We start from the raw sequence: 20,124 nt of genomic DNA, 5'->3' as shown, positions 1-20,124 counted from the left end.
GGGGCCCTGCGCCCCGGCCGGGCGCTACTTCGTCGTCATCACCCCGTGGACCGCGGTGACGGGGACCGGGCCGGCGCAGCGGGAATCGTTGGACCGGGTCCGGTTGTCACCCATGAGGAACAGGGCGTCCGCGGGCACCTTCACCGGCCCGAACCGGCGCGGCTCGCACGACTGCGGCTCCGGCGGCACGTCGAGCGGCGCGTTCTCGACCACGTACGGCTCGTCCAGCGGCTGCCCGTCGACCGTCACCTTGCCGGCCACGTCGCAGCAGGCGACCGTCTCGCCGCCGACGGCCACGACCCGCTTCAGCAGCGGCGTCGTGGTGTTGACCCAGCCGGCCCGGTCGCCGCGGAACAGCACGACGTCGCCGCGCTTCGGCGTGTACCCCTTCGCGACCTTCCGCACGGTGATGACCTGGCCGGCCTTGACCGCCGGCTCCATGCTGACCCCGCCCTGCGTGAACTGCTCGGTCTCGTCCGAGGGCGCCCCACCGCAACCGGCGAGCGCGAGGACGACCACTACCGGCCACACCCTTCTCATCCGGCCGATCCTGCCAGATCCGTGGACGCCCGTGCGGCCCACTGAACCTGTTGCACGTGAATTGCAAGGAGGGCGCGGTACGGTCCGGCGCATGCCGTTCGAGACCCACCGACGCCCGGTGTTTCCGGTCGACAGCCCGGCCGACGTCACAGCGTTGGTCGAGCTGCTCGGCCAGGCCGCCACCGACCGCGAGCTCAGCGAGACCCTCTACGACCACTTCGACTATGTGGCGGGTGCTCATCCTGAGTGGTTCCGCCCGCATCAGGAGCGGGTCATCCTGGAACTGCTCAGCGGCTTCTCGGTCCCGTTCGGCGCGATGTGCGTGTTGCTCCGCGGCGCCCCGGAACACTGCGTGGAGCACCTGGCCGCCCGTCCCGCACGGTATGTGCTCGAAGTGCTCGCGGCCATCGGTACCGAAGCGGCACTCACCGTGGCGGCCGACCTCGCCCGAGGCCAGCGCGGCGCGAGCGACCTGGAGTACGTCGGTTTCTGGACCCCGCCTACGGGCCCGCTCCAGCAGCGGTTCTCGTCGCACCAGCTGGCCGTGGAGCGCCGGCCGGTGGCCGACCTGGCCGAGCTGCTGGCCGCGGAGCACCCGGTCGGCCTGCCGCTGGACCGGGTCGTCCGGGACCCGGAGACCACCCCGGTCAACTGGCACTACCTGTCCCTGCGCGCCGCCGCCCTCCCCGGCGTGCCGGCGTGGCCGGCCGAGCACCTGCACCTGCTCGATACGAGCCTCAGCTGGGGCGTCACCGGCGCCGTCGGCGAGGACGGCCGCTGGCACGACGAGTCCGTCGAGGCCGGCACGCCGGACGACGAGGACGAACGCGACAACGACGGCCCGGACGGCCGCGCCATGGTTGTGCTCCGCCCGTACGACGACACCCTGACCTACTGCAACGGCCACATCATGTCGACACCGGACGTGTTCGGCACCGTCGGTGGCCCACCCATCGGCGTCTACTCGAACCCGTCGTGCCGCTCCTGCCACCGGCTCATGTTCCATGTCGCCACGGTGACCAACCACCTCCGCGGCGACGGCGACGGCTTCCGCAGCCTGTACATCTGCGAAACCTGCCACCTGACGACGTCCGCCGCCTCGAACTGGAACTGAACCCTCACCCCGTCTCCCGCAGCACCAGGTCGAGCAGCTCCGCGATGCCTTGCTCGTCGATCACGGTCGCCGTCCCCTGCTCGTGTTGCAGGAGCGCCTGGTGTACAGCGGTGAGTGCGGGCCGACGTTCGAGCGCCCACCGCGCCGCCTGCGCCTTGGACCCGTGCACGCGCTCCACCGCGAACTGCCAGATCCGGCACGCGGTGAGCACCATGAACGCGGCGTGCTCGGTGTCGTCCGTGAGCGACCGCCACACGTCCAACCAGTGCCGTCCACGATCGACCACCCACTCGGCCGGCACAGGTGCGAGCACGTCCAGCGGCGCGGCCCCGGCGAGCGCCCGCCCACCGTCCCGCGCCATGGACAGCTCCGCGAGCAGGTCCGGGTACCCGCCGACCGCACGCTCGACCTCGACCTCCCCCTGCCCGTACCGCCCGACGTGCAGCTCCAGCGCAGGCTCCCGCCCCGGCGCCGCGGCCACCGCGGCCGTCACCACGTGCAGGTCGACCCCGCCGGCATCGCCCAGCCCGGCGCCACGAACCACCCGTACGACAGCGTCCGCCCTCGCCTCGGTAAGCCGGCTCTCGACGACCACGAGCAGGTCGATGTCGCTCCGCCCCGGCCGGAACCCACCGGCCGCGAGCGACCCGTGCAGGATCACCGACTTCACGGATTCCCCGACCGCATCACAGACGGCCCGGGCAATCAGCCCAGCCGCGTCCTGCGCATCCCCGATCATCACCTGACGATGGTCAATCAAGGCAGAACTCGTTGCCTTCGATGTCTTGCATGACGAGGCAGGACTCGTTCACGCCGTCGGCGAGCAGGAGGTTGCCGCGGACGGCGCCGAGGGGGAGGAGGCGGGCGCATTCGGCTTCGAGGGCGGCCAGGCGTGCCTCGCCGACGAGGCCGGTGCCGACGCGCACGTCCAGGTGGACGCGGTTCTTGACGACCTTGCCCTCGGGGACGCGCTGGAAGTACAGGCGGGGGCCGACGCCGGTGGGGTCGGAGCACGACGCGGACGCCGGATCCTTCTGGTCGGGCGGCAGGACGTAGCCCAGCACCTCCGACCAGAAGCGGGCGACGCGCTGCGGGTCCGCGCAGTCGAAGGTGACCTGGAACTGTTTGACCGACGCCATCGCACCACCCTATAGGTACTTGAGCTCAAGTGCGGTTGAGCTCATAGTCTCCGCGGCATGACCTACGTGATCGCGTTGCCGTGCGTGGACCTGATGGACAAGGCGTGCCTCGACGAGTGCCCGGTCGAGTGCATCTACGATGGCGACCGGATGCTGTACGTCCAGCCGGACGAGTGCATCGACTGCGGCGCGTGCGAGCCGGTCTGCCCGGTCGAGGCCATCTTCTACGAGGACGACCTGCCCGCCGGGTGGAGCCAGTTCACCGCCGTCAACGCCGGGTTCTTCGCCGGGGTCGGCTCGCCGGGCGGGGCCTCGCGGGTGGACCGCATCCCGGGTGACCATGCGTTCGTGGCGGCCCTGCCGCAGCAGGTCCACGACGAGGCCCTGGCGTAGTCAGGCCGGCTCGTCGAGGCGGACCGGGCCCTGGCCGCGCGTGCCGAGCCGGTCGTCCGGGTTGAGCAGGTCGCACGACCGCATGGAGAGGCAGCCGCAGCCGATGCAGGCGGTGAGCTGGCGTTCGAGGTTGACGATGTACCGGCGGCGGTCCTCGAGCTCGCGCTTCCACACCCGGGACACCCGCACCCAGTCCCGGTGGCTCGGCGCCTCGTCGGCGGGCAGGGTGGTGAAGATCTGCGCGACGTCGGCGAGCGGGATACCGAGCCGCCGGGCCGCGAGGATGAGCGAGATCCGGCGCAGCATGTGCCGCCGGTACAGCCGCTGGTTGCCACGGTTGCGCTCGGCCGTGATGAGGCCCTCGGCCTCGTAGAACCGCAGGGCGGACGCGGCCACCCCCGTCCGGGCGGTGACCTCACCGACGGTCAGCAGGTCCTTCGGTTGCGCGCTCGATGACACCAGTGGACCGTAGGACCTCAACCTAGGTTGAGATCAAGGGGAAGCTCAGGACCATGGTGAGGCCACCCCCTGGGGTGGGCTCCGGGGTCAGGGTGCCGCCCATCGCCGAGGCCAGGCCGCGGGACAGCGCCAGGCCCAGGCCGACGCCGGCGGTGTTGTCGCGGTCGCCGAGGCGCTGGAAGGGCTGGAAGACGCGGTCGTGGTCCTCGGCGGGGATGCCGGGGCCGTGGTCGACGACGCGGATCTCGACGCGCCCGGCGTGGGTGCTGGCGGTGATCGTCGGCGGGCGCGAAGGAGGGCTGTACCGCAGGGCGTTGGACAGCAGGTTGTCGAGGATCCGTTCCAGCAGTGCCGGGTCGGCGAGCACCGGGGGAAGGTCGTCGGGAACGCGGACGGGCACCCCGGTGTCACGGACCGCCGCGGCGACGGACACCGGGCGCATCTGCAGGCCCAGGGCGCCGGCCTGCAGGCGGCTCATGTCCAGGAGGTTCTCGACGAGGCGGTTGAGGCGGTCCAGGGACTCCTCGGCCACGGCCAGCAGCTCCGCGCGGTCGGACCCGGACAGCGGCACGTCGTCGCTGCGCAGGGTGCCGACGGCGGCCTTGGCCGCGGCGAGCGGGGTGCGCAGGTCGTGGCTGACGGCGGCGAGCAGGGCGGTGCGCAGGCGGTCGACCTCGGCGAGGGTCTCCGCGGCCGCGGCCCGGGCGGCGAGGTCCTGCTGGCGCAGGGCGATCGCGGCGTGCACGGCGAACGCCTCGACGAGCCGGCGGTCGGCGGCGGCGAGCGTACGGCCGTGCAGGACCAGGCGGAGATCATCGTCGATCGGCACCTCGATCTCCCCGTCGGCGGGCGTCGTCGCGGGGAGGTCGCCCACGGCGGCGGCGACCTCCCAGCCCGTGGTCTCCGACCGGGCGAGGAGGGTGACGGCGGTGAGGGCGAACGCCTCCCGGACCTGCGCCAGCAGTGCCGGCAGCGGCCGGTCACCGTGCAGGACGGCGGCCGCGAGCGTGGACATGGTCTGTGCCTCCGCCCGGGCGGCGGTGGCTTCTCTGGTACGGCGGGCCGCCAGGTCGACCACCGTGGACACGGCCACGGCGACGACGACGAACCCGAGCAGCGCCAGGAGGTTCTCCGGGTCGGCGACGGCGAACCGGTGCACCGGCGGCGTGAACACGTAGTTGAGCAGCAGGAATCCGCCGACCGCGGCCAGCAGCGCCGGGTACAGCCCGCCGGTGAGCGCGACGCCGACCGTCAGCAGCAGGTACGCCAGGATGTCCAGGGACAGCGACACCTCGCCGCGCGTGGCGGACAGGCCCGCGGTGAGCAGCGGCAGGCCAAGCCCGGCGAGCAGGAACCCGGCGAGCCGGCGGCGCGGGGTGACCCCGCCGGCGACCAGCGGCGGCACGGGGCGCGGGCGGCCCCGGCGGGTCTCCCCGTGCGTGACGAGGTGCGTGACGAGGTGCGTGACGAGGTGCACGTCGATCGGGCCGGCCGCCGCGGCGGTGGTGACGCCGACACCCGGGGACAGCAGCTGCGCGAGCCGGTGCCGGCGGCTGGTGCCGAGGACCAGTTGGGTGGCGTTGACGCCGCGGGCGAAGTCGAGCAGCGCGGTGGGCACGGAGGTGCCGACGACCTGGTGGTACGTGCCGCCGAGCCGCTCCGTGAGCACCTGCTGGCGGGCCAGCCGGGCCGGGTCGGCGCCGGCGAGACCGTCGCCGCGCACGACGTGGACGGCGAGGAGGTCGGCGCCCTTGGTGCGGGCCGCGATCCGGGCCGCCCGGCGCAGCAGCGCCTCGCCCTCGGGTCCGCCGGCGAGGGCGACGACGACGCGTTCCCGGGCCTCCCGGGCCTCCCGGGCCGTCTCGACGCCGTGCCCCGCCCGGTGCCGGTCGAGCTGCTCGTCGACCTTCCCGGCGAGCCACAGCAGGGCCAGCTCCCGCAGCGCGGTGAGGTTGCCGACCCGGAAGTAGTCGCCGAGCGCCGCGTCGACCTGCTCGGCGCCGTACACGTTGCCGTGTGCCATGCGGCGGCGCAGGGCCTCCGGGTCCATGTCGACGAGCTCGATCTGCCCGGCGCGGCGCACGACGGCGTCGGGGACGGTCTCGCGCTGCGGCACGCCCGTGATCTGCTGGACGACGTCGTTGAGCGACTCGAGGTGCTGCACGTTGACGGTGGTGAGCACGGTGATGCCGGCGTCGAGAAGCGCCTGCACGTCCTGCCACCGCTTGGCGTTGCGGGAGCCGGGGACGTTGGTGTGGGCGAGCTCGTCGACGACGACCACCTCGGGCCGGCGGGCCAGGACCGCGTCGAGGTCCAGCTCGGTGAACCCGGCGCCGCGGTGCCGCACCTCCCGGCGTGGCAGCACCTCGAGGCCGTCGAGCAGGCCGGCGGTGCGCGGCCGGCCGTGGGTCTCGGCGACGCCGACGACGACGTCGGTGCCGCGGTCCCGGCGGCGGTGCGCCTCCTCCAGCATCCGGAACGTCTTCCCGACGCCGGGTGCGGCGCCGAGGTACACCCGCAGCAGCCCACGCGTCACGGTCACCGCCTTCACGAAGCGAAGCCCCGGTTCTCCTGTCTACCAGCCTTCCGGTCGCGCCGGACCGATTCCTTCCGGGGGTGCCGGCGCGGCGAGCTGTTCGGCCTGGCCGTCCTCACGGTCACCGAGGCGGGCATCACCGCGATCACGCTCTTCGACGACCCGGCGCCGGCGGACAGGTTCTCGTCGCCGTGACGCCGCGGCGGTCAGAGCTCCAGCCGGTAGCCGAGGCCCGGATGGGTGAGGAGGTGGCGGGGGTTGGCGGGGTCGGGCTCGAGCTTGCGGCGGAGGTTGGCGAAGTGGACCCGCAGGTAGTTCGTCTCCGTCTCGTACCGGGGGCCCCAGACCTCGCGGAGGAGGCGGCGGTGCTCGACGAGGGTGCCGGGCGTGCGGGCGAGGACCTCCAGGAGGTGCCACTCGGTCGGGGTGAGGTGGACGTCGCCGGTGGGGAGGGTGGCGCGCTTGGCGGTCAGGTCGAGGACGAAGGCATCGGTCCGCACGACCGTCGCCGTCGCCGTCGCCGGGGGTGCGCCGCGGCGGAGGGCGGCCCGGATGCGGGCGAGGAACTCGTCGACGCCGAAGGGTTTGGTGACGTAGTCGTCGGCGCCGGCGTCGAGGGCGGCCACCTTGGCGGGCTCGGAGTGGCGGGCCGACAGGACGACGATGGGCACGGCGCTCCAGGCCCGCAGGCCCTTCACCACCTCGATGCCGTCGAGGTCGGGCAGGCCGAGGTCGACGATGACGAGATCGGGGCGGTGGTTGCCGGCCGAGATGAGGCCGGCGGTCGCGGTCCCGGCGGTGTCCACCTGGTAGCCGCGGGCGGTGAGGTTGATCCGCAGCGCGCGCAGCAGCGGCTCGTCGTCGTCGACGATGAGGATCCGGCTCACCGCAGTATTGTCGCTCACCGCGCGTGACGGAGCGTTGCGGGAGCTCCGTCACACCGCGGCGGGCGCCCGGCGGTCGAGCGGAACCGGCAAGATGGACGCGTGGAGCAGCGGGTCACGGAGCAGGCGGAGAAGCTCGGCACGATCGTGTCCATCTGGGCGCACCCCGATGACGAGACGTACGGTGCCGGGGGCATCATGGCGGCCGCCGTCGCCAACGGGCAGCGGGTCGTGTGCGTCAGCGCCACCGCCGGCGAGCTCGGCACCGACGACCCGGTCGCGTGGCCGCCGGAGCGGCTCGGCCGCACCCGCCGCTGGGAGGCCGCCGCCGCGATGGCCGTGCTCGGCGTCACCGACCACCGGTTCCTCGGCTACCCCGACGGCGGGCTGGCGGCCATGGACCCGGCCGAGCCGGTCGAGCGGATCGCGGCGCTGCTGGCCGACGTCGCCCCCGACACGGTGCTGACGTTCGGGCCGGACGGCGGCACGTTCCACCCCGACCATCAGACGATCTCCGCGTGGGTCGGCGCCGCCTGGGAGCTGGCGGCCCGGCCCGGGCGGCTCCTGCACGCCGCCATGACCGAGGAGCACCTGGCCGCCTGGAGCGAGCGGTACGAGCAGTGGCAGGTCTTCATGACCGACGAGCGGCCGGTCGGCGTCGTGGAGGAGGAGCTGGCGCTGCGCGTACACCTGACGGGAGCGGACCTCGACCGCAAGGTCGCGGCGCTGCTCGCCATGCACACCCAGGTGGCGCCGGCCGTCGCGCTGCTGGGCATGGAGGAGTACCGCGCGCTGAACGACGAAGAGGCGTTCGTCGAGGCCCGGTGAAGCTCTCCCTGACCGGGCCGGACAGTCACCGGCTGGAGCGCAGGCCCGGCGTCGGCGTCGTCGTCATCGGTCCCGAGGGCGGCACGCCGCGCCCGGACCTGGTCGTCGCGCCCGGCGACGCGATCGACTGGTCGGTGTTCGACCCGTTCACCGTCCCGGCCGGGTACCCGTGGCCGCGCCGGATCGTCTACGACGGCGACGACACCGGCTTCTTCCGCTGGGCCGGGCGCCGGCCGATCGAGACCGTCGACTGGAGGCCGCGCGCGGCGCACGCCGTCGACGCCGCCGCGGCGGACATCGGCACGCTCGGCGTCATCCTGCGCGACGCGCCGCTGCGCCTGACGCTGCCGGCGGGGCGCGGGCACCTCATGGTCACCGGCGACCCGCACCTGCTGGTCCCTGACCTCGCTCCGGGTGCCGCCTGCCCCGGGCTGTCCTTCGCCCCGGACACCCGGCCCGCGCCGGACGGGCCGCCGCTGCGGCTGCCGGACCTGCCCGCGCTCGCCGGCGCGCACTCGGTCAGGGTCACCGTGCCGCCGCTGCGGCAGCCGTTCGACTGCGCGAGCCTGCTGCAGTTCCCGGAGCTGCGCGCCCTGACGCTCAGCGGGGGACTGGCCAATGTGGACGCGCTCGGCGGGCTGCGCCGGCTGACCGCGCTGCACCTGCACCTGTGCCCCGACCTCACCGGCCTGCCCGCGGTGGACACCTGGCCGGACCTGACCCGCCTGTTCGCGTCCGATGTGGACGCCGTGGTGGGGAAGCGGCTGCGCGGGCACGGCACCGTCACCAGGCTGCGCAGGCCCGAATGGTTCGCCGCCGGGCACGGCCTGCCGTTCGCGGGCTGGCCGTCGCGCACCGCGAAGGCGGCGACGGCGGCGTACCGCGCGGCGGAGGATGCGATCGGGGCGGCCACGACGCGACAGGACGTGGAGGCGGCGGTGCTCGGGTTCGTCGGCGCGGTGAACGCGCTGCCCGGCATCGAGACGACGGAGCGCGAGGACGCCGGCGAGGCCGTCCACCGGTTGACCGCCGCCACCCCGTGCGGGGACCTCACCGAGGCGGCGGCCCGCTGGTTCGACGGGGCCCGCGACTTCTGAACGGGTCGACGACCACCGCCTCGATGTCGCGGGCGCACCGCAGCAGCGCCTCCGGCGGGTACCGGTGGGTGTCGCCCCACAGCGTGAACATGACGGCGTCCACTGCGTCCACTGCGTCCACTGCGTCCGCGGTGTCCTCGACGTGCAGGTAGAGCGAGCCGTCGTAGGTCTCCTCGTGCACGCCCCAGTCCAGCTTCGTGAGCGGCAGCGCGGCCTCGACGTCGCCGTCCGGCGGGTCCGCGGCCGCGTCGTCGGCGCGGGTCTCCATCCGGCGGTCGTTGAGGTAGCACGACAGGTCGGACTCGCGGCCGGCGACGAGCGACTGGTGCGCCGCGGTGTCGTAGTAGCCGTGCTTGTAGGCGCCGATCGCCGCGCTCCACGCCCGCGCGACCACCTCCTCGAACGGGCCGCCGACGTCGATGACGCACAGCCCGAACTGCCGCAGGCTGCCGACCGCGTCGGCGAACCCGGGCCGGAACCGGTTGCTGACGACGACCTGCACGACGGCGGTGGCGGCGCCGGTGAGGCGGGCGGTGGCGACGGCGTACGCGGCGAGGAGGATCGGCCCGGACGCCACCCTGGTCCGCGCGGAGAGCCGCCGGACCGCGAGGGCGAGGGCCGGCGACACGCACACGATCTCCCGGAAGCGCGGGCCGTCCGGGGGCGTGGACGGCACCGGTGCGGGCGGGACCCGCAGGAGTTGGCGCTGCCAGTACCGCAGCGACTTCCCGCTCTGCCGCAGCGCCTCCGGCGCCCGTTGCCGGCGCGCGAGGTCGAGCGGCTGCGTGCCCTCGGCGGGCGCGGCCGCGAGACCGGTCGCCGGGTCGAGGCGGGCGAGGTCGCGGACGATCGCGTTGATGCCGAACCCGTCGACGACCACGTGGTAGTACATGACGACCACGTGCGTGAGCGTCCCGCCGGAGCGCACCACGGCCATCCGCACCGGCCACTCCGCGAACGGGTCGAACGGCGTCGTCTGGTACCGCACCCGCAGCCGCTCGGCGACCAGGTCCGGCTCGTCGTCCACGACGTCCACGACCTCGAGGGCGATCTCGCCGGAGGCGGACACCACCTGCCGCGGCGGGCCACCGTCCACCGGGGACAGCCGGGTGCGGAGGGCCTGGTGCCGCCCGACGAGGAAGCGCAGCACGGCCGCGACCCCCTCGACGGTCTCGCCGTCGCCGGCGCGGACCGCGCCGCCGATGTTCATCGTCCGGCCGGTGCGCCGCATGAGGTCCCACACGTCGCGCTGGCCCCAGGTCAGCTCCTCGGCGCCCGCTCCGTCGCCCTGGAACGCGACGACGTGGCTCGTCACTGTCTCCACGCGCAGAGCGTGTGCACCCCGGTGCGGTGTGTCAATCAGGTGGCGGCGGCGGGGCCGGTGACCCACCACCCGGTGTGGAACTTTCACGGATGTCGGCGAACTGCGGGGCCAGCTTCGCGAACGCGCGCCGCAGCGGGCGCAGGAGGTCCTCGGCGGGCGCGCCGTAGAAGTCGGCGGTGCACACGAGGCCGTCGCGGCGCAGCGCGTGGTAGAGCGTCGCGGCCTGCGCCGCAGGCCGGCCCGCACGCAGCTCGGTGAGGTGCTGGTGCAGCTTGTACGACAGCTGCCGCAGCGCCTCCTCCTGCCGCGCCGGCGGGACGTCGTGGGGCAGCCGCAGCGTCACCGTCAGCGTGGGGGAGTCCACCGGCGGCGGGCAGCGCAGCCCGAGCAGCGCCGCGAACCTGGCCGCCTCGCGGCGCACCGGCAGCGGCCACGGCGCGGCCTCGGCGACGACCCGGTCCAGCCACGCCTGGGCCAGCTCCGGCGCGCCCGCGGTGGCCGCCAGGTACACCTGCCGCAGCCCCGGCGGGTCGGTCCGGTCGCGCAGCCAGTCCAGGACGCCGGCGCCGGTGGCGAGCCGGTCGAAGCGCGGCAGCGCCTCCCGCCGCACCCACTCGCCGGCGGAGGCGCCCAGGGCGCCCAGGGCGCCCAGGGCGCCCAGGGCGCGCAGGTCGGTGGCCGCGTCGAACGTCCACCGGAAGCCGCTGCCGACATGGAGGTGGCACTCGTGCCGCGCCGGCGGCTCGGCCGGCGGCACCAGGGACTCGGCGGCGTCGAGGGCGTCGATGAAGACGCCGAGGTCGATCGCGAACGCGCCACCGTGCCGGTCGTTCCACCGGTGCGGCTCGACGGTGACGAGCTCCTGCCGGCCTTCCCGCGTACGGCGGAAGTTGCGCCCCCGCCCGGCGAACCCGTGCCGCTTGAGCACGGGGACGACGTCGCGGGCGAGCAGCTCGGAGATGACGGCCTTCGCCGTCCGGTCCACGGCGGGGCGGCTCACGACGACGGGGGTGCGGTGCTGGCGCGCACGACGAGCCTGGTGGCGAGCTCCACGCGGGCGGGCTCGACCGGCTCGCCGACCGCCAGTTGCAGCACCATGCGGGCGGCGGTCGCGCCCATCTCCGCGAACGGCTGCCGCACCGTCGTCATCGGCGGCCCGCACCAGCGGGTCACCTCGATGTCGTCGAAGCCGACGACGCTGACGTCGTCGGGGATGCGGATGCCGAGCAGGCGGGCGGCCTCGTAGACGCCGAGGGCCTGCAGGTCGTCGCCGCACAGGATCGCGGTCGGCGGGTGCTTCAGCGACAGCAGCTGCCGGCCGAGCAGGACGCCGTCGTCGAAGTCGAACCGGCCGTGCCGCACCAGGGTCGGGTCGAGCGGGGCGCCGGCGGCGTCGAGGGCGCCGCGGCAGGCCTCGAGGCGGGCCCGGGCGCACAGGTACTCCATCGGGCCGGTGATCACGCCGACCCGCCGGTGGCCGAGGTCGAGCAGGTGCCGGGTCGCGGCGATGCCGCCGCTCCAGTTCGTCGCGCCGACCGACGGGATCGGGTGCATCGGCTCGCCGGTCGGGTCGAGCACCACCATCGGCACGCCACCGGCGGCGAGCTGCTCGTACTGGCGGGCCCGGAACGCCGAGTTGACCGCGATGACGCCGGTGGGGCGGCGGGCGAGGAGCCGGTCGGCGGTGCGGCGCCCGCCGGGCGCGGTGCCCTGCAGGTCGGTGAACCCGACGGCGAGGCCCCGGTCGCGGACGACCTGCTCGACGCCGCGCAGGATCTCCATCGCCAGGTGGCTCTCCAGGCCGTAGAACGCGACCTCGACGCTCGGCGTCGCGGCCGCGCCGCCGTGCTGCTCGCCGCGCCGGTAGCCGTGCTCGCGCAGCAGCGCCTCGACCCGGTCGCGGGTCTCCACGGCGATGCCGGACCGACCGTTCAGAACTTTCGAAACCGTCGGCGGCGACACCCCGGCGAGCCGGGCGATGGTCGCCACGGTGACCTCGCCGCGGCGCCGGCGGCCGCCGGGGGCTGGCGCGCTCGCGGAGTCCACGGCGCCAGTCTATGGCCGCCTTCGTTCGAAGGACATGGAAACATTTCCAGGCGGCGCGGTGCTGGACCGCACGACGAGCGGGGTGGCCAGCTCCAGGCGGGTCGAGTCCAGGGTCTCGCCGGCGGCGAGGGACAGCAGCATCCGGGTCGCCAGGCCGGCCATCTCGGTCAGCGGCTGCCGCACGGTGGTCAGCGGCGGGATCGACCAGCGGGCCTGCTCCAGGTCGTCGAACCCGACGACGCTCAGGTCGTCCGGGACGCGCAGGCCGCGCTCGTGCAGGGCCTCGTAGGCGCCGCGGGCCATCTCGTCGGCGCACGCGAAGATCGCGGTCGGCGGCTCCGGCAGGTCCAGCAGCGCCAGGGTCTCCCGGTGGCCGGTCGGGCTGGTGAAGTCGCCGGTGCGCTCGTATCCGGCGGGGACGTCGAGGCCGGCGGCGTGCATCGCCGCCCGGTAGCCGTCGACGCGGGCGCGGGCGCACAGCACGTCGCCGGGGCCGCCGATGACGGCGATCCGCCGGTGGCCGAGGCCGATCAGGTGCTCGGTGGCGGTGAGCGCGCCGGTCCAGTTGGTGGCGCCGACCGACGGGACGCTCGGGTCGGGCTGCCCCGCCGGGTCGACGACGACGACGGGGATGCCGAGGTCGGCGAGGCGCTCGCGCTGGTCGGCGGCGAGCTCGGACAGCACGAGCAGGACGCCGTCGGAGCGGCGCGCGGCGAGGTGCTCCAGCCAGCGGCGGTCGGGCGCGGTGCGGGTGCGCCCGTGCACGGCGGAGACCACGACGCCGGTGCCGGCGCGGTGCGCGACCTCCTCGACGCCGGCGAGGATCTGCATCGCCCACGGGCTGCCGAGGTCGACGAAGACGACGTCGATGAGGCCGGCGGTGCGGGCCGGCGGCGTGCGGCGGGGCAGGTAGCTGCGGGCGCGCAGCAGCGCCTCGACCCGCTCCCGGGTCGCCGGGGCGACGTCGCGCCGGCCGTTGAGCACCTTCGACACGGTGGGGACGGACACCCCGGCCTCGGCCGCGATCTCCGACATGGTGGCCCTGCTGTGCGGCGGCCTGGGGGTCGGCATAGCCCGCGAGTCTACGCCGAAAGTTTCGAGGGCAGCCAGTCCAGCTGGCGCCGCACGTGGACCGCGTCGCCGCCCTCGTGGCCGTTGTACGGGTAGGCGTGCATCACGCGGTCGGCGCACCCGTACGCGTTGTACGCGGCGAACACGGTGCTCGGCGGGCACACGGTGTCGCGCAGGCCGGCGCCGAAGTGGCCGGGCGCCTTCGCGCGCCGGGCGAAGCTGACACCGTCCACGTAGGACAGCGTGCGCCAGACCCGGTCCTCGATGCCACGGTGCACCGCCAGGTGCTGGGCGATCTCCCCGTAGGGCGAGGCGTCGGTCAGCGCGACCGCCCGCTGGAAGTGGCACAGGAACGGCGCGGTCGCCAGCAGCGCCGCGACGTCGGGCACGAGCCCCGCGACGGCGAGGGCGAGCCCGCCGCCCTGGCTGTTGCCGGCGACCGCGACCCGCGCCGGGTCGACGCCCGGCAGCGCCCGGACCGTGTCGACGGCCCGGACGGCGTCGGTGACCAGCCGCCGGTAGTAGTAGTCGTGCGGCGCCAGGATCCCCTCGGTGACCAGCCGGTACCCGCCGGCGTGCGGGTCGGGGGTGGCGCCGCCGTTGCCGTACAGGTCGCCCTGCCCGCGGTTGTCCATCAGCAGGTGCGCGTAGCCGGCCGTGACCCAGGTGAGGCGCTCGTGCGGCAGGCCGCGGCCGCGCCCGTAGCCGGCGAACTCCACCACGGCGGGCAGCCCTGCCGGCACCCCTGCGGGCCGGCTGAACCAGGCACGGACCGGGTCGCCGCCGAAGCCGGCGAAGGTCACGTCCCAGGTGTCGACGAGCCGCAGCCCGGTGGTCACCCGGTCGGCGGCGAGGACCGGCGGCACGGCCCGTGCGTCGCCGAGCGTCGCGGCCCAGAACGCGTCGAAGTCCGCGGGTTCGGCCACCGCGGGGGCGTACCGCAGCAGCTCGGGCAGTGGGAGGTCGAACTGCGGCATGGGTCTCCTCGACCGAAAGTTTCCAGGATGGTCCACACATTGACCAGGAACAGTGTGCGCAGGTCATGCCGCCTAGATCGAGTCCTTGACAGGGCGTAATGATGAATCTACATTACCCGATGCCTTCCGAATGTTTGCCGAAACTTTCGACCGTGGAGGGAGGGGCATGAGACGTCGCACCTGGCGCTCCGCGCTGCGCCGCGACTGGCAGCTGTACTCCCTCGCCGTGCTGCCGCTGCTGTTCTTCGTCGTCTTCCGGTACCTGCCGATGGCCGGCAACGTCATCGCGTTCCGGCGGTTCCGCCCCGGCGGTGACCTCTTCGGCGACACCTGGGTCGGCCTGCGCTACTTCAGGATGTTCTGGCAGGACCCGACGTTCTGGCACGTCTTCACCAACACGCTGGTCCTCGGCGGCCTGACCCTGCTGTTCGTCTTCCCGCTGCCGATCGTGCTCGCGCTGCTGCTCAACGAGGTGCGCACCCGCTGGCTCAAACGCTTCGTGCAGACGGTCTCCTACCTGCCGCACTTCCTGTCGATCGTCGTCGTGGCCGGCATCGTCTTCCAGCTGCTCGCCCTGGACGGCGTGGTCAACGCGGGCCTGCGGGCCGTCGGCGCCGACGCCGTGCCGTTCCTGCAACGGCCCGGCTGGTTCCGCACCATCTACATCTCCTCCGAGGTGTGGCAGACCATCGGCTGGGGCACGATCCTGTACCTCGCCGCGCTCACCACCATCGACCACGAGCTCTACGAGGCGGCCCGGATCGACGGCGCCAGCCGGTGGCGGCAGACGTGGCACGTGACGCTGCCCGGCATCCGCCCGACGATGGTGACCCTGCTGATCCTCAACGTCGGCACGTTCCTGTCGGTCGGGTTCGAGAAGGTCCTGCTGCTGTACAACCCGCTCACGTTCCCGACCGCCGACGTCATCTCCACCTACCTGTACCGGGTCGGCGTGGTCTCCGGCAGCTTCAGCTACGCCGCCGCGATCGGCCTCTTCGAGTCGGTGATCGGCCTGACCCTCGTCCTTACGGCGAACTTCGTGTCGAAGCGGACGGTCGGAGCGGGGCTGTGGTGAGGCGCGCCGTCATCGGGCTGGTCCTCACCGCCGTCGTGGTGCTGACGCTGTACCCGTTCTGCAACGTCATCGCCCGCTCGTTCAGCGAGGAGCAGGCGATCCAGGCCGGCGAGGTCAACCTGCTGCCGCGCGGCTTCAACACGACCACCTACGAGGTCGTCATGTCCGACCCCGTGTTCTGGACCAACTACCGCAACACCGTCGTCTACACGGTCGTCGCGACCGCCATCTCGATGCTGCTGACCACCTGCTACGCGTACGTGCTGTCGAAACGGCACCTGAAGGGCCGGGCGCTGCTCGTCGGCGTCGCCGTGTTCACCATGTTCTTCAACGGTGGCCTGATCCCCAACTACGTGCTCGTCAGCGGGCTCGGGCTGCGCAACACCATGTGGGCGGTCGTGCTGCCCAACGCCATCAGCGTCTTCAACCTCCTCGTCATGAAGTCGTTCTTCGAAGGGCTGCCGGTCGAGCTGGAGGAGGCCGCCGCCGTCGACGGACTCGGCACCTACGGCATCCTCTGGCGGATCGTGCTGCCGCTGTCGAAGGCCGTCATCGCCACGATGGTCCTCTTCTACGCGGTGGCCTTCTGGAACTCGTGGTTCCCGGCGTTCCTGTACCTCGACGACGCCGACCTGTTCCCCGTCACCATCTACCTGCGCAACCTCATCGCCGGCTCGACCGGCGGGTCCGACATCTCCACGCCGTCGGACACGGCGCTGCAGATCGCCGCCAACATCCAGGCGGTGACGATCGTGCTCACCGCGCTGCCGATCATGCTCGTCTACCCGTTCGTCCAGCGGTACTTCGTCTCCGGGATCACCCTCGGCGCGGTCAAGGGATGACGCGCCGACCTTCATCAGTCGCAGCACCCTTCAAGGAGCTCCCCCATGTCGCACTTGAAACGGCGCACCATGCTCGGCGCGGCCGGCGCCGCCGCGCTCGTCTCGCTCGCCGGCTGCGGTGACGACGACGACCAGGCGAAAGGTCAGGACTACACCGGTCACCGCGACGGCGCCATGGACGGCTACGGCATGGGCCAGCAGTTCACCGCCGCCCAGCCGCTGACGTTCTCCATCATGATGCTCAGCAACGCGGCCTACCCGTACAAGGCCGACTGGCTGTTCTTCAAGGAGCTCGCGAAGCGCACCAACGTGACGCTGCAGGCCACGGTCGTGCCCGGCAGCGACTACAACCAGAAGCGCAGCGTCGTCGTCGCGGCCGGTGACGCACCGATGATCATCCCGAAGACGTACCACCCAGACGAGGAGGCGTACATCGCCAGCGGGGCGATCCTGCCGGTCAGCGACCACCTCGACCTCATGCCGAACTTCCGCGACCAGGTCGCCAAGTGGAACCTGCAGGCCGACCTCGACCAGTTCCGGCAGGAGGACGGCAAGTTCTACCTGCTGCCCGGCCTGCACGAGGACGTCTGGGCCGACTACGCCCTCGCGGTGCGCACCGACGTGCTGCAGCAGCTCGGCCTGCAGATCCCGAAGACCTGGGAGGACCTGCGCACGGTGCTGCGGGCGATGAAGGCCGCGCACCCCGACGTGTACCCGCTGTCGGACCGCTGGAGCAGCCCGCCGAACCCCGGCGGCAACAACCTGCTGTCGATCGCCGGCACCGCGTACGGCACCCTGGCCGGCTGGAGCTACCAGCACGCCAGCTGGGACGACGCGGCGAAGGCCTTCGTCTACACCGGCACTACCCCGCAGTACAAGCAGGTGGTCGAGTACCTCAACTCGCTCGTCGCCGAGAAGCTCGTCGACCCGGAGAGCTTCACCCAGTCCGACGACATCGCCAAGCAGAAGTTCGCCAACGGCAGGTCGTTCGTGATGAGCTGCAACGCCCAGACCCTCGTCAACGAGCTGCGCCCCAGCATCGCGAAGATCCCCGGCGCCACGGTCCTGAAGATCCCCACGCCGACCGGCCCGATGGGCGACACGAAGGCCGGCAGCCGCCTCGAGGGCGGCGTCATGATCTCGGCGAAGGCCCGCGACAGCAAGAACTTCGTCGCGCTCATGCAGTTCATGGACTGGCTGTACTACTCGCCGCAGGGCAAGGTCTTCGCCAAGTGGGGCGTTGAAGGCACGACGTACACCGGCAGCGTCGACGACGGCACGATGAAGCTCGCGCCCGACGTCAACTGGGGCGGGCTCAACCCCGCCGGCACGAAGAACCTCCAGGTCGAGTACGGCTTCCTCAACGGCGTCTTCGTCTACGGCGGCACCACGAAGCTGCTCAACTCCCAGTTCCCCAAGGAGGAGCAGGCGTTCCAGGACGTGATGAACGGCCGCAAGAACCAGCCCCTCGCGCCGCCGCACCCGCTCAACGCCGACGAGCGCGAGCAGGCGACGCTGTGGGAGACGACGCTCAAGGACCACGTCAACCAGCAGACGCTGAAGTTCATCCTCGGGCAGCGCCCGCTCAGCGAGTGGGACGCCTACGTGAGCGAGCTCAAGGGCAAGAACATGACCCGCTACATCGAGGTCGTCAACGCCGCCTACAACCGGTACAAGAGAGCGCACGGATGACAGGGCAGCTCGGCGACGCGTGGCGGCACTGTATCGGGGCCGGGCGGTTCGAGCTCGCGCTGCGCCGCGACTACCAGGACTCCCTGGCGCTGCTGCAGCGGGAGATCGGGTTCCGGCACATCCGCCAGCACGGGCTGTTCAGCGCCGGCGCGGGCGTGCACCGGCCGTACGAGTACGGCGGCGAGCGGCAGGTCCTGCACTCCTTCACCTACGTCGACCAGGTCGTCGACATGTACCTGGAGCTCGGGATCCGGCCGTTCGTCGAGCTGGGCTTCATGCCGCCGGGCCTCGCGTCCGGGGACCAGACGGTGTTCTGGTGGCGGGGCAACGTGACGCCGCCGAGCGACCGGGCCGAGTGGGCGGCGCTGGTCCGCGGCACCGTCGCGCACCTCGTCGACCGGTACGGCCTCGACGAGGTGCGCGGCTGGCCGATCGAGGTGTGGAACGAGCCGGACCTGAAGGACTTCTGGCAGCACGCGGACCAGGACGCCTACCACGACCTGTTCGAGGTCACCGCGCACGCCGTGAAGGACGTCGACGCCGGGCTCCAGGTGGGCGGGCCGGCCCTGTCGCCGGGCGCGGACGACGGGTGGCTGCCGCGGTTCGCCGAGTTCGTGTCCGCGCGCGGCGTCCCGATCGACTTCGTGAGCCGCCACGCGTACACCTCCGGCGCCGCCCAGCACGTGCCCTTCGGCGTGCACCAGACGCTCGCGCCGGCGGCGACGCTCCTGGAGCAGTTCGCCGCGCCGGGCCGGCAGCTCGCCGGCACGGCCCTGGAAGGGTTGCCGGTGCACATCACCGAGTTCAACTCCTCCTACCGCCCCGACAACCCCGTCCACGACACCGCGTTCCACGCCGCATACCTGGCACCGGTCGTCGCGGCGGCGGGGGACCTCGTGGACTCGTTCTCCTACTGGACGTTCTGCGACGTGTTCGAGGAGGCCGGGGTCCCGGCGGCGCTGTTCCACGGCGGGTTCGGGCTGCTCACCCACCGGCAGATCCGCAAGCCCACCTTCCACCTGTACGCGTTCCTCGCCCGGATGGGCGGCGAGGTCCTCGCGCGCGCCGACGACCACCTCGTCACCCGCGACGGCACCGGCCGGGTCACCGTCCTGGCATGGGCCGCCGGGCAGGGATCCGACGGGCACCGCATCCGGCTGTCGGTGCCCGTCGGATCCCCGGCCGTCACCGCGTACGTGGCCCGCTCGTCGGTGTCGGAGGAGGCGGGCAACGCCTGGGCGGCGTGGCGGGAGATGGGCAGCCCGCGATCGCCCGGCGCCCGGCAGCTCGACGCGCTGCGGGAGGCGTCCGAGCCGGCCCGCCGCCACTGGAGCGCACCGGTCGTGGACGGCCGGGCGGAGCTCGACCTGACCCTCGCGGTGCACGAGGTGACCCTGGTCGAGGTGACCGCGGTGCGCGACGAGACGCCGCCCTGGTGGGACGACGCGCGGCTGCTGGGCGGCCCGGCATGAAGCTCGGGCGGCTCGCGGCGCGGGTCTACACGCTGCTGGTGGTGGAGCTGCTGCTGGTCGCCACCGTCGCGCCCGGCCTGGCGCTGCTGGTCCTGCTCGACCGGAGCGTGCTCGTGGCCGTGGGTGTCCTGCCGGTCGGCCCGGCGCTGTCCGCCGCGCTCTACGCGCTGCACCGGCAGCCGGCCGACCTCGCCGACCTGCACCCCGCCGCCGCGTTCTGGCGCGGCTACCGGCTCAACGCCGCCGCCGCGCTGCGGATCTGGGCGCCGCTGGTGGCGGTGCTGACCGTGGTGGCCGTCAGTCTCCTGCACCGGGATGCGGCGGGTGTACCGGTGTGGTGGTCGGGCCTGCTCGTGCTGCTCGCCGCGGCGGCCACGCTCGTCGCCGTCACCGCGCTCGTCATCGCGTCGCTGTTCGTCTTCCGGCCCGCCGACGTCCTGCGGCTCGCCGCCCACTTCCTCGCCGCCCGGCCGGCCGTGACCCTCGGCACCGCGGGCCTGCTGCTGGCGGCGCTCGGCGTCACGGTGCTGCTGTCGGAGGCGGTGCTGCTGCTCCTCGCCGCCGGGTTCGCCGCCGCGCTGCTGGTCGTCTGCCGGCCGGTGATCGCCGGCATCACCGAACGGTTCGTGACATGA

20 protein-coding genes are annotated in these 20,124 nt (G+C 73.2%); 9 read left to right on the top strand and 11 right to left on the bottom strand.

The annotated features are described in order from the left end of the window. Positions 1–24: 24 nt before the first annotated feature. On the bottom strand, positions 25–540 hold the full coding sequence (gene lepB, locus ACQEVZ_RS52075) for a signal peptidase I (protein WP_433382998.1): 516 nt from the start codon (positions 538–540) through the stop codon (positions 25–27). 91 nt (positions 541–631) lie between these two features. Between lepB and ACQEVZ_RS52070 the strand changes: the two genes are divergently transcribed. After that, a complete protein-coding gene (locus ACQEVZ_RS52070) occupies positions 632–1,654 on the top strand; it encodes a hypothetical protein (RefSeq protein ID WP_433382996.1) in 1,023 nt (340 codons plus the stop codon). A gap of 4 nt (positions 1,655–1,658) precedes the next feature. Here ACQEVZ_RS52070 and ACQEVZ_RS52065 read toward each other — a convergent pair whose 3' ends face one another. Together ACQEVZ_RS52065 and ACQEVZ_RS52060 are read right to left on the bottom strand one after the other, a co-directional pair. Further along, positions 1,659–2,393 carry an aminoglycoside adenylyltransferase domain-containing protein gene (locus tag ACQEVZ_RS52065; protein ID WP_433382994.1) on the bottom strand — a complete coding sequence of 245 codons (735 nt, stop codon included), beginning with the start codon at positions 2,391–2,393 and terminating at the stop codon, positions 1,659–1,661. Between the two features lie 13 nt (positions 2,394–2,406). Further along, a complete protein-coding gene (locus ACQEVZ_RS52060; RefSeq protein ID WP_354904148.1) occupies positions 2,407–2,793 on the bottom strand; it encodes a VOC family protein in 387 nt (128 codons plus the stop codon). Positions 2,794–2,850: 57 nt separating this feature from the next. Here ACQEVZ_RS52060 and fdxA point away from each other — a divergent pair, with 57 nt between their 5' ends. After that, complete coding sequence (gene fdxA, locus ACQEVZ_RS52055) at positions 2,851–3,186, top strand: ferredoxin (RefSeq protein ID WP_433382991.1); 336 nt, start codon at positions 2,851–2,853, stop codon at positions 3,184–3,186. Here fdxA and soxR read toward each other — a convergent pair whose 3' ends face one another. The 3 genes from soxR to ACQEVZ_RS52040 form a co-directional block, all read right to left on the bottom strand. Beyond that, positions 3,187–3,645, bottom strand: a complete 459-nt coding sequence (soxR, locus tag ACQEVZ_RS52050; RefSeq protein ID WP_344498745.1) for a redox-sensitive transcriptional activator SoxR — start codon at positions 3,643–3,645, stop codon at positions 3,187–3,189. It lies immediately after the preceding gene. A gap of 22 nt (positions 3,646–3,667) precedes the next feature. After that, the gene (locus ACQEVZ_RS52045; RefSeq protein ID WP_433386150.1) at positions 3,668–6,181 is read right to left on the bottom strand and encodes an ATP-binding protein; all 2,514 of its coding nucleotides are present in this window, start codon (positions 6,179–6,181) and stop codon (positions 3,668–3,670) included. Positions 6,182–6,387: 206 nt separating this feature from the next. Next, positions 6,388–7,068 carry a response regulator gene (locus ACQEVZ_RS52040; protein WP_433382989.1) on the bottom strand — a complete coding sequence of 227 codons (681 nt, stop codon included), beginning with the start codon at positions 7,066–7,068 and terminating at the stop codon, positions 6,388–6,390. Positions 7,069–7,167: 99 nt separating this feature from the next. On the opposite strand from ACQEVZ_RS52040, the gene ACQEVZ_RS52035 reads away from it, so the two are divergent. Together ACQEVZ_RS52035 and ACQEVZ_RS52030 are read left to right on the top strand one after the other, a co-directional pair. After that, positions 7,168–7,893 carry a PIG-L deacetylase family protein gene (locus tag ACQEVZ_RS52035; RefSeq protein WP_433382987.1) on the top strand — a complete coding sequence of 242 codons (726 nt, stop codon included), beginning with the start codon at positions 7,168–7,170 and terminating at the stop codon, positions 7,891–7,893. Beyond that, on the top strand, positions 7,890–8,990 hold the full coding sequence (locus tag ACQEVZ_RS52030; protein WP_433382985.1) for a hypothetical protein: 1,101 nt from the start codon (positions 7,890–7,892) through the stop codon (positions 8,988–8,990). Before ACQEVZ_RS52035 ends, ACQEVZ_RS52030 begins: the two co-directional genes overlap by 4 nt. On the opposite strand, the gene ACQEVZ_RS52025 is transcribed toward ACQEVZ_RS52030, so the two are convergent. Genes ACQEVZ_RS52025 through ACQEVZ_RS52005 form a run of 5 tightly spaced genes read right to left on the bottom strand, consistent with a single transcriptional unit; the run spans position 8,944 to position 14,408 of the window. Further along, on the bottom strand, positions 8,944–10,314 hold the full coding sequence (locus ACQEVZ_RS52025) for a condensation domain-containing protein (protein ID WP_433382983.1): 1,371 nt from the start codon (positions 10,312–10,314) through the stop codon (positions 8,944–8,946). The genes ACQEVZ_RS52030 and ACQEVZ_RS52025 overlap by 47 nt on opposite strands. A 31-nt stretch (positions 10,315–10,345) precedes the next feature. After that, entirely contained in the window at positions 10,346–11,314 is a 969-nt protein-coding gene (locus ACQEVZ_RS52020; RefSeq protein WP_433382981.1) for a DUF4304 domain-containing protein, read from the bottom strand. Beyond that, positions 11,311–12,360 (bottom strand): LacI family DNA-binding transcriptional regulator, encoded by a 1,050-nt coding sequence (locus ACQEVZ_RS52015; protein WP_433382979.1) that lies wholly within the window; start codon positions 12,358–12,360, stop codon positions 11,311–11,313. Before ACQEVZ_RS52015 ends, ACQEVZ_RS52020 begins: the two co-directional genes overlap by 4 nt. A 9-nt stretch (positions 12,361–12,369) precedes the next feature. Beyond that, complete coding sequence (locus ACQEVZ_RS52010; RefSeq protein ID WP_344498759.1) at positions 12,370–13,431, bottom strand: LacI family DNA-binding transcriptional regulator; 1,062 nt, start codon at positions 13,429–13,431, stop codon at positions 12,370–12,372. Positions 13,432–13,442: 11 nt separating this feature from the next. Beyond that, a complete protein-coding gene (locus ACQEVZ_RS52005; protein ID WP_433382977.1) occupies positions 13,443–14,408 on the bottom strand; it encodes an acetylxylan esterase in 966 nt (321 codons plus the stop codon). 166 nt (positions 14,409–14,574) lie between these two features. On the opposite strand from ACQEVZ_RS52005, the gene ACQEVZ_RS52000 reads away from it, so the two are divergent. From ACQEVZ_RS52000 to ACQEVZ_RS51980, 5 genes are read left to right on the top strand one after another with little or no spacing between them, the layout of a single operon-like run. Next, positions 14,575–15,483, top strand: a complete 909-nt coding sequence (locus ACQEVZ_RS52000) for an ABC transporter permease (RefSeq protein ID WP_433382975.1) — start codon at positions 14,575–14,577, stop codon at positions 15,481–15,483. Beyond that, entirely contained in the window at positions 15,477–16,325 is an 849-nt protein-coding gene (locus tag ACQEVZ_RS51995; protein WP_354904165.1) for a carbohydrate ABC transporter permease, read from the top strand. The genes ACQEVZ_RS52000 and ACQEVZ_RS51995 overlap by 7 nt, the downstream gene beginning before the upstream one ends. A 45-nt stretch (positions 16,326–16,370) precedes the next feature. After that, positions 16,371–18,017 (top strand): ABC transporter substrate-binding protein, encoded by a 1,647-nt coding sequence (locus ACQEVZ_RS51990; RefSeq protein ID WP_433382972.1) that lies wholly within the window; start codon positions 16,371–16,373, stop codon positions 18,015–18,017. Next, complete coding sequence (locus ACQEVZ_RS51985; RefSeq protein ID WP_433382970.1) at positions 18,014–19,489, top strand: GH39 family glycosyl hydrolase; 1,476 nt, start codon at positions 18,014–18,016, stop codon at positions 19,487–19,489. Before ACQEVZ_RS51990 ends, ACQEVZ_RS51985 begins: the two co-directional genes overlap by 4 nt. Next, positions 19,486–20,124, top strand: coding sequence for a hypothetical protein (locus ACQEVZ_RS51980; RefSeq protein ID WP_344498771.1), 639 nt, complete (start codon positions 19,486–19,488; stop codon positions 20,122–20,124). Before ACQEVZ_RS51985 ends, ACQEVZ_RS51980 begins: the two co-directional genes overlap by 4 nt.

Origin of the sequence: Dactylosporangium sp. CA-152071 (assembly GCF_050936335.1) — a bacterium.
GTDB classification, from domain to species: Bacteria; Actinomycetota; Actinomycetes; order Mycobacteriales; family Micromonosporaceae; genus Dactylosporangium; species Dactylosporangium maewongense.
Note: the sequence above shows the minus strand (reverse complement) of the source record. Positions and strands in the feature narration are given on the sequence as shown.

Excerpts from the sequence above, each read along its gene's own strand:
- lepB (WP_433382998.1), bottom strand. The coding sequence starts at position 540 with ATGAGAAGGGTGTGGCCGGTAGTGGTCGTCCTCGCGCTCGCCGGTTGC.
- ACQEVZ_RS52070 (WP_433382996.1), top strand. The coding sequence starts at position 632 with ATGCCGTTCGAGACCCACCGACGCCCGGTGTTTCCGGTCGACAGCCCG.
- ACQEVZ_RS52065 (WP_433382994.1), bottom strand. The coding sequence starts at position 2,393 with ATGATCGGGGATGCGCAGGACGCGGCTGGGCTGATTGCCCGGGCCGTC.
- ACQEVZ_RS52060 (WP_354904148.1), bottom strand. The coding sequence starts at position 2,793 with ATGGCGTCGGTCAAACAGTTCCAGGTCACCTTCGACTGCGCGGACCCG.
- fdxA (WP_433382991.1), top strand. The coding sequence starts at position 2,851 with ATGACCTACGTGATCGCGTTGCCGTGCGTGGACCTGATGGACAAGGCG.
- ACQEVZ_RS52010 (WP_344498759.1), bottom strand. The coding sequence starts at position 13,431 with ATGCCGACCCCCAGGCCGCCGCACAGCAGGGCCACCATGTCGGAGATC.
- ACQEVZ_RS52005 (WP_433382977.1), bottom strand. The coding sequence starts at position 14,408 with ATGCCGCAGTTCGACCTCCCACTGCCCGAGCTGCTGCGGTACGCCCCC.
- ACQEVZ_RS52000 (WP_433382975.1), top strand. The coding sequence starts at position 14,575 with ATGAGACGTCGCACCTGGCGCTCCGCGCTGCGCCGCGACTGGCAGCTG.
- ACQEVZ_RS51990 (WP_433382972.1), top strand. The coding sequence starts at position 16,371 with ATGTCGCACTTGAAACGGCGCACCATGCTCGGCGCGGCCGGCGCCGCC.
- ACQEVZ_RS51985 (WP_433382970.1), top strand. The coding sequence starts at position 18,014 with ATGACAGGGCAGCTCGGCGACGCGTGGCGGCACTGTATCGGGGCCGGG.
- ACQEVZ_RS51980 (WP_344498771.1), top strand. The coding sequence starts at position 19,486 with ATGAAGCTCGGGCGGCTCGCGGCGCGGGTCTACACGCTGCTGGTGGTG.